Raw genomic sequence first — 16,368 nt, 5'->3', positions numbered from 1 at the left:
CTTATTTAATTAGTGCGTTGCAATCTACAATTAAGGCTACTTTACCATTGCCTAAGATTGTTGCTCCTGAAATGGCAAAGATATTTGTTAAGTAATTTCCTAATGACTTCAAGACAATTTCTTGTTGGCCAATGAATGAATCCACTACTAAACCAGCAAGTTTTTCACCCTTACGGACAATCACTACTGAGTGGAATTCTTCATCTTGCGGCTCTTGACGAGGTACCTCAAAGATTTCTTCTAAGAATACCAATGGCACAACCTTGCCACGGAAGTCGATTACTTTTTGATTATGCGCATTCATAATCTCTGATGAACGGATAATAGATGTTTCAATAATAGAAGATAGTGGAATTGCATAAATTTCCTTTTCAATCTCCACAAGCATAACTGAAATGATCGATAATGTCAGTGGTAATTGAATCGAGAAGATGGATCCAACATCTTGAGTTGATTCAATTGAAATATTGCCACCTAGTGATTCAATCGTTGTTTTTACAACATCTAAACCTACTCCACGACCAGATACATCAGAAATGACATCTGCCGTTGAGAAGCCCGAAGCTAAAATAAGCTCATTAATTTGTTTATCAGACATTGAATAAGACTGTTCTTGCGTAACAATACCTTTTGAAATAGCTTTCGCTAATACTTTTTCTCGATTTATGCCCGCACCATCATCTTCAATTTCAATAAAGACGTAGTTTCCGCTATGATACGCACGCAATACAACCGTTCCTTCTTCAGGCTTACCTTTTGCACGACGAGCAGTTGGATTTTCAATGCCATGATCCACAGAGTTACGGATTAAGTGAACAAGCGGATCTCCAATTTCATCGATGACTGTACGATCTAGTTCTGTTTCAGCACCAATGATTTCGAGGTTGATTTTCTTATTTAAATCACGCGATAGCTGACGAATCATTTTCGGGAAACGATTGAAAACTGTTTCTACTGGTACCATGCGCATCGTTAAAATAATCGTTTGCAAATCACCCATCACACGACTCATTCGCTCTACTGTTTCATTTAGCTCGCCATGATTTACTTCAGTAGAGATTGATTGCAGTCGGCCACGATCAATGACAAGCTCCTCAAACAAGTTCATTAAAATATCTAGACGTTCTATATTTACACGAATTGTTTTATTACCTACAGGTGCATGATTTTTGTCAGCCTTTGCAGGTGCAGCTTCTTTGACCGGTTTCGCAACAGGCTCAGCTTTAGCAGCAGGTGTAGCAGTAGGTATTGCCTCTACCTCAACCACTGCTGTTGCAGTTGCTGCTACTTCTTGGTGAGCTTCAAATTCTTTTTCGCTAAATTTCCTTTGGTCGATTGTTGTCACAATAACTTCATCAACTTCAGAAACTTTCATTAGCTTTTTCTGCATATCCTCTGCTGTTGTTTTTGTGACAAATGCAACATAAAACTGTTGATCAAACTGTTCGTCCTCAAGCTTTTCAACAGTTGGACTTGATTTAATGACATCCCCATCTTTTTCTAAAATCTCAAACACCATAAATACACGTGCTGCCTTTAGAAGGCAATCCTCGCGTAATGTTACTGAAATTTCAAAAGCATTGAAGCCTTGTTCAGCCGATTGTGTAATGACTGTTTGTTCAAATGAATCATATTCTAATACACTTTCAACAACTGGTGCAGCAACAGTTGCTACCACCTCTGGTACGGCTTCCTCACCTAATTCTATGCGCTTCAGCTGCGCAACAGTTGAAGAAACATCACGCTTACCATCTCCGCCGTTGGCAATATCCATTACCATTTCTTCTAAATGATCAACAGATTCAAATACGACATCTAAAATTTCAGGTGTTACATGAATCTTCTCATTACGGATAGCATCTAAAACATTCTCCATTTTGTGTGTTAAATCTGCTAAATCTTCAAAGCCCATTGTGGCAGACATACCTTTTAATGTATGTGCAGAGCGGAATATTTCCCCAACAATTGCCAAATCATCTGGATTTTTTTCTAACTCTAATAAGTGTTCACTACATGCTTGTAAATGCTCTTTACTTTCTTCAATAAACATCTCTAAATATTGATTGACTTCCATAAGAGGACACCCCTTTTAAGGCAAATATTTCATTATTGTTTGTGCAATATCATCTACATCTGCAACTTCATCAACAAGTTGCGTTTCTACTGCTGCTTTTGGCATACCATATACAATGCAAGTTTCTGCTGATTCGGCAATAGCAATGACATTGCCAGTATTTTTCAATGCTTTTAATCCATTAGAGCCATCATGGCCCATACCTGTCATAATCACTGCTACTTTATCAAAATCTTTATATTGACTAACATCTTCGAACATTACATCTACAGAAGGTCGATGGCCAGATCTTGGTGCTTCTTGATTATCAAGAACTATGCCAAAAGTCGTCCCTACTTTTCTAAGCTTTAAATGATAGCCACCTGGTGCAATATAAGCCACTCCATTTTGCAAAATATCGCCCTGTTCAGCCTCTTTTACAGAAATTTCACTTAGCTGATCAAGTCGAGTCGCAAGCGATTTAGTAAATCCAGCAGGCATATGCTGAACAATTAATATAGGAGCTTGAATAGACTTAGGAATTTTAGTAACAACCTCCTGAAGTGCACGAGGTCCTCCTGTTGATGTGCCAATTAGCACAATCTTCTTTCCTACTTTACTCCATTCTACCATTGGTTTTGTTGCGACTACCTTAGTAGAAACAACATTTGTAGATGTATTTGGTCGTCCATGCTGTTGTGGTTCCTTTATTACGGTACTCACCCTTGTCACTTTTTCTTGTTGTCTTTTACTACCAGAAGGTTTTTTCAATTTGGAAATTGGCACCATTGCAGCTTGCTCCACTTTGTGCACAAGTTCATTTTGAATTTTATGTAAATCAAGGGAGATGGTCCCGCTAGGCTTGGCGACAAAATCGACTGCACCGCCTTCAATTGCTGCAATTGCATTTTCTGTCCCACGTTGAGTGGTACTTGAGAGCATTACTACAGGAACCGGACATTGTATCATAATTTCTTTTAAAGCGTCGAGCCCATTCATTTCAGGCATCTCAATATCCATTGTCACAACGTTTGGCTTCAACGATTGTATCTTTTTGATCGCATCTTTTCCATTTCGAGCTGTTCCAACTACTTCCACCTTCGAGTTGCCAACAAAAAAGTCACTAATTAGCTTTCTCATAAAAGCAGAATCATCCACAACTAAAAGCTTGCTTTTATGTAAAAAGTCCAATTAATCACGCCCTTTCGAGAAAATACTTCTAAGTTTCGTTAAAAATTTTTTCGCAGTTTGATCATGCGCGTGTATTTCCTCTGCACGCTGCTCCATAAAACGAACTACTATAAGTTGTAATGTTTTTGATATTAATGCGTCTGGATAAGCAAGTGAAAATGGTACTTGCTCGCGCACTGCCTTACGCACAATAGGGTCTTCAGGTAATGAACCGAGAATGATTGTTTCTTTGTCTAAAAAACGTTTCATTGTTAACTTTAAACGTTCATTCGTTTCTATTCCTTCTTCTTTACTGAAAGCACGGTTACAAAGAATATAAAACTGCTTATCTGGATCTCGAACATGAATATACTTCATCATGGAGTACGCATCTGTAATAGAAGTAGGCTCCGCTGTTGAAATGACGATAATTTCATCAATGGATGTGAGTAAATCTAACGACCAATTTGTCGCACCAGCCCCCATATCAAATAAAATATAATCATAGTTTTTTTGAAGCTCTTCAAATGCTTGGATAAGTCGTTCAAACATACTATGTGACCAATCAAGCACACTTGTCATACCTGACCCACCTGAAATATACCTTAAATCGTAAGGCCCTTCAAATATTACCTCATCTAGTAACTTATTTCCTTCTAAGTAATCTTTTAAACTATAAGAAGCATTTTTCCCAATTAGAATATTGATATTCCCCATCCCAATATCCATATCTACAATGACAACTCTTTTCCCCTTTTGGGCCAAAGTCATGGCAAAATTCATAGTGAAGTTACTTTTACCTACTCCACCTTTGCCACTTACAACTGCAATTGCTCTACCTAGTTCGCCTTGCCGTCTCATCATTTTTAAGCGTAATGCTTCAGCTTGGTCTCTCATTTTTCTTCACCTTGAAAAAACAAATTAAGCACTGCTTCTAAATCAGCTTCTTCAATATCTTCTGGTACTTCTTGACCATTCGTATAGTAAGCAAGTCCTTTATTATATTTAATCATTAAATTGATCATTGTGCCAATAGAATTTGTTTCATCAATCTTTGTAAAAATGAATTTTTCAATTGGTAATTGTTTGAATTTATCAACAATATTCTCCATATCCCTTTCTTTCGTTGTCATTGCAAGGACTAAATAAGATTCTGCATGATAATCGAATTTTATGAGACGTTGGAGATCATCAACATATTTGACTTCTTTATAATTACGACCAGCTGTATCAATAAAAACCAAATCTAAATGTGATAATCTTCGGATTGCTTGTTCAAAATCTGTTGCATTGTAAGCAATTTCAACAGGAGCTTGTAAAAGACCAGCATATGTTTTGAGCTGCTCTATTGCCGCAATCCGATAAGTATCTGTCGTAATAAAGCCAATCTTTTTCTTCTTTTCTAACACAGCTCTAGCAGCCATTTTGGCAATGGTTGTGGTCTTGCCAACACCTGTTGGTCCTAATATATTTATATATTTTCTTTCGTAGGACAATCCTCCAACAGGAAGTACTTCTAGCTTCTTACGGAGTAAATTTTTTGTTATTAATTTACACTGCGAGAAATTTATTTCTGACGCTTCTTTGAAATGCATAAAAAGCTCATCACCTATCGTTGTGATGAGCTCTTCACTTAGCTCTTGCTGTCTTAAGTATTCAATGAAGGGTAAGAGTTCATCGGGATATTGAGCTTGGGTAGTCTTTTTATGCATCGATTGCATTAATGATTTTAAATCAGCAATTTCTTTTCTCAATTCTTCTGAAATGCTAGTGTCCTCATGTACTGCTACATCATGGGGTGGTTCCTGATGTATTTTTGCTTGAATAGCATTTGTAATCTCTTGTAACCTTGCATTTTCTTTTTTTACTACAGGTAGTACAGCAGGTGTTGGTACAGAAGCCACTTGACGTGGCTCCATTGCATCAATACCTGCAACTACTTCAAAACTTTTCTTTTTTATCATGCCGAAAAATTTCTTTGTGATGACTACTTTTGAATTTAAAATGACTGCGTCCTCACCTAATTCTGCTCGGACTTGCTTCATCGCCTCTGGTATGGATGATGCATAATACTTTTTCATTTTCATTAAACATTCACCACCCCAACACTTTGAATTTCAACTGAAGCATCCAGTTCATTATAGGATAGAACCGGAATTTGCGGGAAATAACGCTCCGTTAGTTGTCGTAAATACATCCGAACTGCTGGAGAGCATAAAATAATAGCTGATTGCTCCATAAAGGAAACACGCTCTACTTCAGCTGCAATAGTTTCTAATACTGTTTGGGAATCTTGAGGGTCCATAGCTAAATAATTTCCATGATCCGTTTGCTGGATACTATCAGCAATCATTTTTTCTACTTTACCTGAAACCGTAATCACCTTTAATACCGAACTATCCCCAACATACTGGGCTGTAATTTGACGAGCCAATGATTGACGCACATATTCAGTTAAGATATCTGTATCACTCGTTAATTTTGCATAGTCTGCTAGTGTCTCAAAAATAATTGGTAAGTTACGTACAGACACATTTTCTCGAAGAAGCTTGCCCAATACCTTTTGGATTTCTCCAGTAGATAAAGGTGTAGGTGTCAATTCTTCTACTAAGATTGGATGTGATTCTCGTAAGTGATCGATTAACTGCTTAGTCTCTTGTCGCCCTAATAACTCATGAGCATTTGCTCGAATAATTTCTGTTAAGTGTGTTGAAACCACACTCGGTGGGTCCACAACTGTGTAACCGTACATTTCAGCATCCTCTTTTACTTGCTCTGTTATCCATTTAGCTGGTAATCCAAATGATGGCTCGACAGTGTCAATACCTTCAATGGAATCATCGTCGCCAGGACTCATCGCTAAATAATGATCTAGTAAAAGTTCGCCTCGTGCCATTTCATTTCCCTTTATTTTAATTCGATATTCATTTGGTTGAAGCTGAATATTGTCACGAATACGTACAACTGGGATAACGATTCCCAACTCTAATGCTAGCTGTCGACGTATCATGATAACACGGTCTAATAAGTCCCCACCTTGAGCGGCATCTACTAAGGGAATTAATCCGTAACCAAATTCGAATTCGATAGGGTCCACATTTAATAAATTCACAACATTCTCTGGGCTCTTCATGCCGTCAGTAGCCACTTCTTCCTCAATTTCCTGTAATTCTTCTTCATCCTCTGGTTTCTTACGCTCCATCATATAAGCTCCCGCAATTAGTGAAAGACCTATTGGCAGTGTTACCCAGTTTGGTATTGGGGTGAACAGCCCTAGTAATACAATGGTACCACCAGCTACATAGAGAAGCTTAGCTTGGGCAAATAATTGTCCTGTAATGTCCTGACCAAGACTTCCTTTAGAGGAGGCACGCGTTACGACAATCCCTGTAGCAGTTGAAATAAGCAACGCAGGAATTTGGGATACAATACCATCCCCTACTGTTAGTTTCGAAAAATGAGTTGCCGCTTCTGCAAAGGGAAGCCCCATTTGTACGACACCAATGATGATACCAAATAATAGGTTGATAATAACCATTACCATGGATGCAATGGCATCTCCCTTTACAAATTTTGTGGCACCATCCATTGCTCCGTAAAAGTCCGCTTCTCCCGCTACTTTTTCACGTCGTTCACGCGCTTCTTTTTCGGAAATAATCCCTGCATTTAAGTCAGCATCAATACTCATTTGTTTACCTGGCATCGCATCCAGTGTGAAACGTGCCGCTACTTCAGCTACTCGTTCCGCACCTTTTGTAATTACAATAAACTGAATTAACACTAAAATTAAGAAGACGACTAAACCAACAAGTATATTTCCGCCAACTACGAAATCTCCAAAGGTTTCAACGACCGAACCTGCATCTCCATTTGCTAAGATTGCACGGGTTGTGGAAACACTTAATCCTAATCGGAACAAGGTTAATAATAAAATCACCGAAGGAAAAATGGAAAAATCCAATGCTTCTTTCATACTCATTGCTGTTAGCAGTACAATTAATCCTAATGTAATATTAATGACAATTAAAAAACTTAACATCCACGGAGGAAGAGGGATGATGAGCATCGCTACGATTAAAATAACCGCACCTAAAACCCCAATATCGCGAACTTTCATTTGTGTCCCTCCTACAAAAAGCCTTAAATTTTTCGCTTAATACGGTAAACATAAGCGAGTATCTCTGCTACTGCTTTGAAAAATTCCTCTGGTACCTGATCGCCTATTTCTACCTGATCATACATGGCACGTGCTAATGGCCTATTTTCAACCATAATTACATCATGCTCTTTGGCAATCAGTTTAATTTTTTGAGCAATAAAGTCTGTCCCTTTCGCAATAACACGAGGAGCATCCATACTGTCCTCATTATATTTGAGGGCAATTGCATAGTGAGTAGGGTTGGTAATAACTACATCCGCACTCGGAACCTCTGACATCATCCGTCTCATCGCCATTTCACGTTGACGTTGTTTGATTTTTGATTTGATCAGAGGGTCACCCTCACTATTTTTATATTCATCTTTAATATCTTGCTTAGACATTTTAAGATTTTTTTCGTACTCATGTTTTTGATACATCCAGTCTAAAATGGATACACAAAGTAATACTAAAGAAGCTGCTATGCCCATAATGCCAACAAGCTTCCCTACCGTAATGAGCGTCATCCATGGACTTTTAAAAGATAAGGCCAAAACTTCCGGTAAGTTTGACCAAATAATAATTGTTGTGACACTTCCGATAAAGCCGATCTTTAAAACAGACTTTAATAACTCCACAATGGCTTTAACAGAAAATATCTTTTTTAGCCCTTTAATAGGGTCCATCTTTTTCAAATCAAACTTCATTGGCTCTAACGTAAAGAGAAAGCCAAACTGCAAAAAATTACCTGCAAGTGCTCCGACAAATGCAATTGCCATAATTGGCACAATGATAAAAGCCATTTGAATCAATGTTTCTGTAAATAAGCGCATCACACTATCAATAGTCAGTGCTTCGATGCGTATGTTATGAATAAAGGTTTGCCTGAAAAAGGATAGTAGCTCGTCGCGCAAAGAGCCTGCAAAGAAAAATAAAAAGATAAATACCATTAACATCACAATGGCACTAGAGATATCTTGACTCTTGACTACTTGCCCCTTTTTTCGAGCATCCTGTCGTTTCTTAGGGGTTGCCTTTTCTGTTTTTTCACCCGCAAAAAATTGTAGTTCTAAATTCAGTAGTAGTCTCATATTATCCACCACCTAAAATGGCCATTAAATCACGCATCCCATAAATCATAATCGTAATAAGCTTTTGAATAACTTGAATCATAACGGCCATCATTGTAAATAACACTAAAAAACTAACACCAATTTTAATAGGAAAACCGACAACAAATATATTCAGTTGCGGTACTGTTTTTGCAGTGATCCCTAAAGCTAAGTCGACCAAAAATAAGGTCGCTACAACAGGAGCAGCCATCTGGAATGCTATGGCGAAAACGGCTGTAAATGTTGTGATGATAAACTGCGGAAAGTTTTCGTTCATAAAACTAGGGAATTGATCCATCGGGAAAAATTGATAGCTGTAGTAGATTCCATTAAGAATCATATGATGGCCATCAATCGCTAACAATAAAAGCAGTGCTAGCATATTAAAAAACTGACCAATTAATGGACTTTGAGCACCTGTTTGCGGGTCAATTATATTGGCAATGGCAAAACCCATTTGAAAGTCGATAAAGCTTCCTGCAATTTGAATTGCGGACATGATGATATAGCCCATTAGACCGAGTAATAGTCCAACTAGTGCTTCTTTCACCACTAATAATATGTAATCATCATTGAATGCAAATGGCTCAACATCAATTGTATAGTACATCATCCAAGCTAAAACCAGTGCGAGAGTAATTTTGACTTGTGGTGGAATGGTTCTATATGAAAAAAAAGGAACCGTAGCAAAAAAGGCTGAGACACGTACAAGTACTAATAAGAAAACCGTTAGATGCGGAATTAATTCATTCATGTACTCACCCTATATAACGCGTTAAATTCTCAAATATGTCTCTCGCATAGCTTGTAACTTGAGATAGCATCCAAGGGCCGAAGAATACGATGGCCACTAAGACAGCAATAATTTTTGGTACAAATGCTAAAGTTTGCTCTTGTATCGAAGTTGTGGCTTGAAAGATACTTACCGCTAAACCAGAGATTAAAGCAACTAATAGTAGCGGACCGCTTGTTAGAAGGATAATCATTATAGCACGCTCTGCAATGGAAATAACCAACTCACCTGTCATACTGTATCATCCCCTAAAAACTTTGTAGTAACGATTTCATAACGAGATACCAGCCATCAACCAGTACAAATAATAAAATTTTAAATGGCAATGAAATCATTACTGGTGGTAACATCATCATCCCCATCGACATTAATGTACTCGCAACAATCATATCGATTACTAGGAATGGAATAAAAATCATAAAACCAATTTGAAATGCAGTTTTAATTTCACTTAAAGCAAAAGCAGGGACAAGCATAGTCAGCGGAATTTCCTCCACTGATGCTGGTTTTTCTGCTTGGTTATACGTTAAAAACAAATCAAGATCTTTTTGCCTAGTATGCTTACTCATAAACTCTTTAAATGGCACACTAGCACGGTCATAGGCTTCTTCTAAACCAATTTCTTCAGCAAACAATGGCTGTAGCGCCTCTTTATTGACCTCCTGAAAGGTTGGTGCCATGATAAAAAACGTTAAAAATAGTGCCAGACCAATGATCACTTGATTTGGTGGCATTTGCTGTGTTGCCAATGCTGTACGCACAAAGGATAAGACAATGACTATACGAGCAAAGGATGTCATTAAAATTAAAATACTTGGTGCAAGTGATAAAACAGTTAGTAAAAGTAAGAGCTTTACAGATGTCGAGACGTTCGTTGGATCGCTGTTGGAAAAAATATTGATTAAATCATTCATTTACCATCCTTCTCCTTCTGCTTCCATCTCTCTATCTCGTCACTACGCTCCTGTTTTATTTCGGATAGCTTTTTTTCAAATAAATTGCCGAATGAATCTTGCTTTTGTTGCTCATTTTGTACATTCACGCTATCTTTTTTCTTAAACTTAGAAAATACTTCTGCAATATACGGTGATGTTGCTGCAAGTTCTTGCCTATCATTATATAGGGCTAAAAGAGCTTCAACTTCTTCAGGATCTGTAATTTCTCGTAAAAGTTGAACGTCTTCTCCGACACCAACTAAATACAATGTTTTACCTACCTGTAAAAGCTGAACTGACTTTTGCGCACCTAACGATAAACCGCCTAAATTTTGTACCATTTGATTACGTTGGAAGTTTAAATTACGTTTATTTAAAAACTTCATCAATCCATAAAATAAAGCTACAACAAAAATAAGCGCCAAAACCATTTTTATGTATTCCCATGCAGATATGTCTCCAGCTGCTGTTACAGTTGTTTCTTGTTTAGCAGCTGGATCAGTCGTATCTCCATTACAAGCTTCTGGATCTTTAATGCAATCCGTGACACTATTCGTATCAGCATCTGCATAGACAGAAGTTGGTGTCGGGTACAAAAACAGGAAGGATACAAGAAATGCGAAAATCATCGTTAAACGAAATGATTTTAACATTTTCATGCAATCATCCTAGCGCTTTTTGAATCGCTTCAATTACACGATCTGCTTGGAAAGGTTTAACGATAAAATCTTTCGCACCAGCTTGAATTGCATCGATTACCATCGCTTGTTGCCCCATCGCTGAACACATGATTACAGTTGCACTTGGATCTGTTCCCTTAATTGCTTTAAGAGCAGCAATACCATCCATCTCTGGCATTGTGATATCCATTGTTACTAAATCTGGTTTTAGTTCATTGTACTTTTCGACAGCTTGTAAACCATCTGCTGCCTCTCCAACAACTTCAAATCCATTTTTTGATAAAATATCCTTGATCATCATGCGCATAAATGCAGCGTCGTCTACAATCAAAATTCTTTTAGACATGGTTAACTCCTCCAATTGAAACTATCTTAAATTATTTAAACGCTCTGCTTGACTTAAAACATCTGTAATACGGACACCAAAGTTTTCGTCAATGACAACGACTTCACCTTTAGCAATTAAACGGCTATTGACTAAAATATCAACAGGTTCCCCTGCTAATTTATCCAGTTCAATAATTGAACCACTTGATAGTTCTAAAATCTCTTTAACAGAACGCTTCGTACGTCCTAACTCTACAGTAACTTGCAATGGAATATCAAGTAGCATATTTAAATTTCTAGCTTCAGATTGAGAGATTACATTTGTATCGAAGCTAGCAAACTGTGCTTGTTGCACATTTACAGGCTGTGCAGGTCTCGCTGGTTGTGCAAATTGTTGTGGCTCCTGATAAATCGGTTGCTGCATTGGTGCTGATTGCTGCTGATATACTGGTTGTTCAGGTGGTGCTACAGGCACATGCTGTTGAACAGGCGGTGGTGTAACTGGTGGAGCCTCAGGTGCAATCGTTGCAGCCACAGGTTCCTCAAACACTCCTGTTTCACCTAATAAAGATTTTACAATATTTTGACTGAATTTAAGCGGTAATAATTGCATTAAATTCGAATCAATTAAATTACCAATTCTTAATCTAAATGAAACTTTCACCAGCAAATCGTCTTCTGGAATATTTTCTCGACCTTCATCTTGTGAGATGTTCATTAAATCAATTGTCGGTGGAGAAATATCTACTTTTTTGTTGAAGACCGTCGACATAGATGTAGCAGCTGAGCCCATCATTTGATTCATAGCCTCTTGAACAGCACTTAGCTGAATCTCACCTAAGTCCGGCTTCGGATTTAATCCATCGCCACCTAACATTAAATCTGCGATAATTGCTGCATCAGATTGTTTAATAACAAGTAAATTCATACCTGTCAAACCAATTGTATATTCAACTTGTACAGCTACATATGGATGAGGAAATTCCTCTTCTAATTTATTGCGATTAATCATCGAAATACTTGGTGTAGTAATATCTACTTTTTGACCCAGTAACGCTGAAAGAGCTGTGGCAGAGCTACCAAAGGATATATTGCCTACCTCTCCTAATGCATCTTGTGCAAACGAATCAAGGTAATCCTCTACTCGTATCTCATTTATTTCTTCATTTGTTGAAGCATCAGTGTCGTTGTTTTTATCTCCCAACGTCTCGCCCCTTAATAGCGCTTCAATTTCTTCTTGGGAGAGCATTTCATCACTCATCTTCGTCTCCTCCTTTCAAAGGGTCGATAATCTGGATTGCTAATTTTTTGCCTTTCTTACCTGGTTGAACAGTGAATTTCGGCAATGTTCCTACTTTCAGTAGTAATGGTGCTTCAATTTTTTGATCTAACTGTATAACATCCCCAACCTGCATTGTTAGGAAATCTTCAATGGTGATGTCCGTCAAACCTAATTCAACTGAGAGTGGTAATTGGGCTTGTTTCACACGTGTTTCAAGCATTTTTGTTTGCTCTGGTGACATCTCTTTCGTATTAGTTTGCATCCAATAGCGAACCGAAAGATTTGGCACAATTGGCTCCAACACAACATGTGGAATACAAATATTAATCATACCGCTTGTCTCACCGATAATCGTATTTAACGAGATTACGACAACCGTTTCATTGGGTGAAATCATTTGTAAAAATTGTGGATTAACTTCAAGTTCCACTAATATGGGATCGATTTCCGCAACATTTTCCCATGCTTCACGTAAATTGTCGAATGAGCGTTCAAAAAGGTTTGTCATAATTTTAGTTTCAATTTCCGTTAGGTTATCTACATTACTATGACTTGCCCCACTACCGCCCATTAGGCGATCTAGCATTGAATAGGCAATATTTGGATTGATTTCCATCAATATATTACCATCTAATGGTGGCACTTCAAATACATTAATGAGTGTCATATTCGGAATGGAACGGACAAACTCTTCAAATGGTATTTGGTCTACTGAGGCAACCGTAATTTGCACATAGCTTCTAAGCTGTGCAGAGAAAAAGGTTGTCAATAGTCGTGCAAAATTTTCATGTATTCGGGTCAAACTTCGGATTTGATCTTTTGAGAATCGAAGTGCTCGCTTAAAATCATAAACTTTAACCTTACGTCCCTCGTCCTCTTTCTTTATGTCATCCGCTGACATCTCCCCTGTCGATATAGCGGAAAGCAGCGCATCTATCTCGGATTGAGATAACACATCTCCTGCCATTTGCCCACCTCCAATTCAAGCAGTTTCTGTTTTATTGAGTAATGAAGGAGGTAAAATATACTTCCTGAACTTCTCCCTCTTGCATCAATTCATTTATTCTTGTTTTCAATGATTTTTGGAAAATCTGTTTCCCTTGCTTACCTTCTAAATCCTTTTGCTCCATTTCAGAAAGCTCTTGAATGGCGATGTTTTGCACTTGGAAAACGCGCTTTGTTAATTCTGCAGCAGCATCTTTACTTGTCGTTTGAATTTTCAACGACAAGCGCACAACTCTTTTATCTGCAAGATTTGTCGTGATCTCTGGTATCTCCACTGTTGCCTCTACAATCTCATCAATGGACGGCTCAACAGCCCCTGTTGGTTTATTAAATTGGGTAAGCAATACAAACAAAATAACCCCAATCAGAATGACTGCTACTAGTAAAATAATAATCATCGTTAGCATTTTATTATTCTTCATCTTCTTCACCTCGTAGATGCGGGTTGGATAGTACTTGTATATTGTTATAAAAGGCAGTTACCTTTTGTCGCACCTCATCTTCACTCTCTAAAACAATTAATTTTGTTCCAGTTGTTAAAGTAATAGTCGTATCTGGAAATGATTCGACGGTTTCTATGTATAAAGCATTTAATGTAAATGCTTTGCCATTTAGACGTGTTAGTTCAATCATGAATTAGGGCCGGGTCTAGCATGAGAGCCGGCCCGACCCTCCCTCATATGAAAATATGTTTGTTAAAACGTCCGTTATGAAAGGACTATATTATTATCGTTTTAAGTTTACTAGTTCTTGTAGAATTTCATCAGATGTCGTGATGATACGTGTATTTGACTGGAAGCCCCGCTGTGCAACAATCATCTCTGTAAACTCCTCTGAAAGGTCCACATTTGACATTTCAAGTGCCCCAGAAACGGCTTTACCTATCCCACCTTCAGTACCAGCTGCAAAATAAGGATCTCCTGAGTTAGCAGTTGGTACGTAATAATTTCCACCAGACTTTTCAAGTCCTCCTGCATTTGCAAATTTCGCCATAACAAGTTGACCAGCATAATGTAAAACGCCATCTTTACTAACAAAAGTCACTTTACCATCTAATCCAATAGACATTGATTGAGCATTCGTAGGGATTTGGATAAAGCCTACATTACCTGCTAGATCTGCTGCAGGATCAATCGTTTCAGGAACAACAGGTGCTGGGTCTACTGCTGTACCTCCAGACGGTGTTAAGTCTTGATAATTACTCAAATCATCTGGAGTCGTTGGGTCAAACGATGGATTCTGAGGAGATGATTCCGCTAAAGTCGTAACAGCCATCATATAATTACCATCTGCGTTTACCAAGAAACCATCTTTATCTAAATAAAAGTTTCCCGCACGTGTATATTTTAAATCTGAAATTGGAGCAACAGGCCCTGTAGAGTTAGCATCATAACCTGCTGCAATAAAAAAGCCATCCCCTTCAATAGCCAAATCTAAAACTCGTCCCGTACTTTGAAGTGAACCTCCTCCATGAATGGTATCAATCGCAGCAAGTTGTGAACCTAGTCCTACTTGTTTAGCGTTTGTGCCCCCAATAGTGCCTGTTGGACCTGAGGCACCTGCCTGTGTTTGAGACATTAAATCTTTGAAAATTACTCGCCCTTTTTTAAAACCATAAGTGTTCACGTTGGCGATATTATTACCAATCACATCTAGCTTTGTTTGGAAGTTTTTAAGACCTGAAATACCTGAATACATAGAACGTAACATATGTTTTCGTTCTCCCTTCGTTTTATATAGGTGAGCCTCTATCAATCAGCATCACCAAGGCTTCCTTACGTAAGAAGGTCCAGCCTTTAAAGCACAATCGTGCCATCAATATTTGTAAATAACTGCTGTTTTGCTTCCGTGCGATCCATTGCTGTAATGACAGTAGCGTTTTTAGCACTGACAATTAAAGCTGCTTGATCCATCAAGACTAATGGCTGTTTGACACCTTTTGAGTGTGCTTCAAATACCTTATCCGATACAACCTGCCATTCTTGTTCAGAGATATTAATTTTGCGCTCTATAATACGTTCATTCGCATGCTTACTCACCTTTAGCTCTTGTTTAGAAGCTTCCTGTAAATGTGCTTTAAATGATGGTTGCGTATTGATTGGCTTAGGTTGTATTGTACGAATAGATGGATGCAAGGGTACACGATGAATTGAAAACTTATCCATCACTTTTCTCCACCTTTATTCGCTAATAACCGTAAAATCTTTATCTGTTAATCTTTTATCATTGTCTAATACGTAATTAATGACCCCATCTTTATTGGAAACAGAGACGATTCGTCCTGTTAGTTCTTGGTCACCGTCTTTATACGATACATTTTTACCAATCAATTGGCTAGCTTTCACTAATGGAGATTCTGATACATTATTATTGCCATTTGAACTAGAATCGCTTGCTCCACCTAAAATACCAGAAATATTACCAGGAGCAATCTCTTTCCCATCAGCTAATTTGAACACAACATTACCATCTACAAATTTAAGGGATTCGATGACGCCTGTTCCTTCATTAACCACGGGATTTCCTTTTTCATCTATCTCCTCTGAAATCTGATGCCATTTGACTTCTTTGCCAATAAAAGTTGTATAACTCATCATCTGTGTTTGTTGCTGTGATGCTAATAAAGATTCCATGGCCTTTGTCATATTTTGCATTTGCTCTAAAGAAGAAAATTGCGCCATTTGAGAAATAAATTCTCGATCATCCATTGGATTCGTTGGATCCTGATGCTGTAATTGTGTAATTAACAATTGTAAAAAGGCATCCTTGCCAAGCTCACTATTTCCTGTTTGCTTCATTGGCTTCTGATAATTCGAGTAGTAAAGATCATCTGTTATCGAATTATTTGTCACTTTCGTTGTTGCATCTGCCAT

18 protein-coding genes are annotated in these 16,368 nt (G+C 37.9%); all 18 read right to left on the bottom strand.

Features of this window, described 5'->3' with window-relative positions:
• Nucleotide 1 precedes the first annotated feature (1 nt).
• Nucleotides 2-2,074, bottom strand: a complete 2,073-nt coding sequence (locus MHB40_RS05495; RefSeq protein ID WP_342534081.1) for a chemotaxis protein CheA — start codon at nt 2,072-2,074, stop codon at nt 2-4.
• Between the two features lie 15 nt (nt 2,075-2,089).
• Nucleotides 2,090-3,244: a chemotaxis response regulator protein-glutamate methylesterase gene (locus tag MHB40_RS05490; RefSeq protein ID WP_205441960.1), complete on the bottom strand. Its 1,155-nt coding sequence runs from the start codon at nt 3,242-3,244 to the stop codon at nt 2,090-2,092.
• Nucleotides 3,245-4,120, bottom strand: coding sequence for a MinD/ParA family protein (locus tag MHB40_RS05485; protein WP_205441959.1), 876 nt, complete (start codon nt 4,118-4,120; stop codon nt 3,245-3,247).
• Nucleotides 4,117-5,310, bottom strand: coding sequence for a flagellar biosynthesis protein FlhF (flhF, locus tag MHB40_RS05480; protein WP_342534080.1), 1,194 nt, complete (start codon nt 5,308-5,310; stop codon nt 4,117-4,119). Before flhF ends, MHB40_RS05485 begins: the two co-directional genes overlap by 4 nt.
• Nucleotides 5,310-7,340: a flagellar biosynthesis protein FlhA gene (flhA, locus tag MHB40_RS05475; protein WP_205441957.1), complete on the bottom strand. Its 2,031-nt coding sequence runs from the start codon at nt 7,338-7,340 to the stop codon at nt 5,310-5,312. Before flhA ends, flhF begins: the two co-directional genes overlap by 1 nt.
• Nucleotides 7,341-7,363: 23 nt before the next feature.
• Nucleotides 7,364-8,452, bottom strand: coding sequence for a flagellar biosynthesis protein FlhB (gene flhB, locus MHB40_RS05470; RefSeq protein ID WP_205441956.1), 1,089 nt, complete (start codon nt 8,450-8,452; stop codon nt 7,364-7,366).
• 1 nt (nt 8,453) lies between these two features.
• Nucleotides 8,454-9,227: a flagellar biosynthetic protein FliR gene (gene fliR / locus MHB40_RS05465; protein ID WP_048391595.1), complete on the bottom strand. Its 774-nt coding sequence runs from the start codon at nt 9,225-9,227 to the stop codon at nt 8,454-8,456.
• 4 nt (nt 9,228-9,231) lie between these two features.
• Nucleotides 9,232-9,501, bottom strand: a complete 270-nt coding sequence (fliQ, locus tag MHB40_RS05460; RefSeq protein ID WP_004269285.1) for a flagellar biosynthesis protein FliQ — start codon at nt 9,499-9,501, stop codon at nt 9,232-9,234.
• A gap of 13 nt (nt 9,502-9,514) precedes the next feature.
• Nucleotides 9,515-10,180: a flagellar type III secretion system pore protein FliP gene (gene fliP, locus MHB40_RS05455; RefSeq protein ID WP_205441955.1), complete on the bottom strand. Its 666-nt coding sequence runs from the start codon at nt 10,178-10,180 to the stop codon at nt 9,515-9,517.
• Complete coding sequence (locus MHB40_RS05450) at nt 10,177-10,854, bottom strand: flagellar biosynthetic protein FliO (protein ID WP_342534079.1); 678 nt, start codon at nt 10,852-10,854, stop codon at nt 10,177-10,179. Before MHB40_RS05450 ends, fliP begins: the two co-directional genes overlap by 4 nt.
• A gap of 10 nt (nt 10,855-10,864) precedes the next feature.
• The gene (locus MHB40_RS05445) at nt 10,865-11,227 is read right to left on the bottom strand and encodes a response regulator (RefSeq protein ID WP_004269288.1); all 363 of its coding nucleotides are present in this window, start codon (nt 11,225-11,227) and stop codon (nt 10,865-10,867) included.
• A gap of 21 nt (nt 11,228-11,248) precedes the next feature.
• Entirely contained in the window at nt 11,249-12,469 is a 1,221-nt protein-coding gene (gene fliY, locus MHB40_RS05440) for a flagellar motor switch phosphatase FliY (protein WP_342534078.1), read from the bottom strand.
• On the bottom strand, nt 12,462-13,457 hold the full coding sequence (fliM, locus tag MHB40_RS05435) for a flagellar motor switch protein FliM (RefSeq protein WP_004269290.1): 996 nt from the start codon (nt 13,455-13,457) through the stop codon (nt 12,462-12,464). The genes fliY and fliM overlap by 8 nt, the downstream gene beginning before the upstream one ends.
• A gap of 31 nt (nt 13,458-13,488) precedes the next feature.
• Nucleotides 13,489-13,917, bottom strand: a complete 429-nt coding sequence (gene fliL, locus MHB40_RS05430) for a flagellar basal body-associated protein FliL (protein WP_342442696.1) — start codon at nt 13,915-13,917, stop codon at nt 13,489-13,491.
• Nucleotides 13,907-14,128 (bottom strand): flagellar FlbD family protein, encoded by a 222-nt coding sequence (locus MHB40_RS05425; protein WP_342442695.1) that lies wholly within the window; start codon nt 14,126-14,128, stop codon nt 13,907-13,909. Before MHB40_RS05425 ends, fliL begins: the two co-directional genes overlap by 11 nt.
• Nucleotides 14,129-14,221: 93 nt before the next feature.
• Nucleotides 14,222-15,205 carry a flagellar hook-basal body complex protein gene (locus MHB40_RS05420; RefSeq protein ID WP_342442694.1) on the bottom strand — a complete coding sequence of 328 codons (984 nt, stop codon included), beginning with the start codon at nt 15,203-15,205 and terminating at the stop codon, nt 14,222-14,224.
• 86 nt (nt 15,206-15,291) lie between these two features.
• Nucleotides 15,292-15,660 (bottom strand): TIGR02530 family flagellar biosynthesis protein, encoded by a 369-nt coding sequence (locus tag MHB40_RS05415; protein ID WP_342534077.1) that lies wholly within the window; start codon nt 15,658-15,660, stop codon nt 15,292-15,294.
• A gap of 15 nt (nt 15,661-15,675) precedes the next feature.
• Nucleotides 15,676-16,368, bottom strand: a complete 693-nt coding sequence (gene flgD / locus MHB40_RS05410; RefSeq protein ID WP_342534076.1) for a flagellar hook assembly protein FlgD — start codon at nt 16,366-16,368, stop codon at nt 15,676-15,678.

Origin of the sequence: Lysinibacillus sp. FSL K6-0057 (assembly GCF_038630885.1) — a bacterium.
GTDB lineage: Bacteria > Bacillota > Bacilli > Bacillales_A > Planococcaceae > Lysinibacillus > Lysinibacillus fusiformis_F.
The sequence above is the reverse complement of the archived record's forward strand: the minus strand, read 5'-3'. Positions and strand labels throughout refer to the sequence as shown.

What these genes read in the sequence shown, in the direction of transcription:
- MHB40_RS05495 (WP_342534081.1), bottom strand. Translation starts at nt 2,074, where the DNA reads ATGGAAGTCAATCAATATTTAGAGATGTTTATTGAAGAAAGTAAAGAG.
- fliY (WP_342534078.1), bottom strand. Translation starts at nt 12,469, where the DNA reads ATGAGTGATGAAATGCTCTCCCAAGAAGAAATTGAAGCGCTATTAAGG.
- flhB (WP_205441956.1), bottom strand. Translation starts at nt 8,452, where the DNA reads ATGAGACTACTACTGAATTTAGAACTACAATTTTTTGCGGGTGAAAAA.
- MHB40_RS05415 (WP_342534077.1), bottom strand. Translation starts at nt 15,660, where the DNA reads ATGGATAAGTTTTCAATTCATCGTGTACCCTTGCATCCATCTATTCGT.
- fliP (WP_205441955.1), bottom strand. Translation starts at nt 10,180, where the DNA reads ATGAATGATTTAATCAATATTTTTTCCAACAGCGATCCAACGAACGTC.
- MHB40_RS05445 (WP_004269288.1), bottom strand. Translation starts at nt 11,227, where the DNA reads ATGTCTAAAAGAATTTTGATTGTAGACGACGCTGCATTTATGCGCATG.
- MHB40_RS05485 (WP_205441959.1), bottom strand. Translation starts at nt 4,120, where the DNA reads ATGAGAGACCAAGCTGAAGCATTACGCTTAAAAATGATGAGACGGCAA.
- flhF (WP_342534080.1), bottom strand. Translation starts at nt 5,310, where the DNA reads ATGAAAATGAAAAAGTATTATGCATCATCCATACCAGAGGCGATGAAG.
- fliL (WP_342442696.1), bottom strand. Translation starts at nt 13,917, where the DNA reads ATGAAGAATAATAAAATGCTAACGATGATTATTATTTTACTAGTAGCA.
- fliQ (WP_004269285.1), bottom strand. Translation starts at nt 9,501, where the DNA reads ATGACAGGTGAGTTGGTTATTTCCATTGCAGAGCGTGCTATAATGATT.
- MHB40_RS05450 (WP_342534079.1), bottom strand. Translation starts at nt 10,854, where the DNA reads ATGTTAAAATCATTTCGTTTAACGATGATTTTCGCATTTCTTGTATCC.
- MHB40_RS05420 (WP_342442694.1), bottom strand. Translation starts at nt 15,205, where the DNA reads ATGTTACGTTCTATGTATTCAGGTATTTCAGGTCTTAAAAACTTCCAA.
- fliR (WP_048391595.1), bottom strand. Translation starts at nt 9,227, where the DNA reads ATGAATGAATTAATTCCGCATCTAACGGTTTTCTTATTAGTACTTGTA.
- flgD (WP_342534076.1), bottom strand. Translation starts at nt 16,368, where the DNA reads ATGGCAGATGCAACAACGAAAGTGACAAATAATTCGATAACAGATGAT.
- MHB40_RS05425 (WP_342442695.1), bottom strand. Translation starts at nt 14,128, where the DNA reads ATGATTGAACTAACACGTCTAAATGGCAAAGCATTTACATTAAATGCT.
- flhA (WP_205441957.1), bottom strand. Translation starts at nt 7,340, where the DNA reads ATGAAAGTTCGCGATATTGGGGTTTTAGGTGCGGTTATTTTAATCGTA.
- fliM (WP_004269290.1), bottom strand. Translation starts at nt 13,457, where the DNA reads ATGGCAGGAGATGTGTTATCTCAATCCGAGATAGATGCGCTGCTTTCC.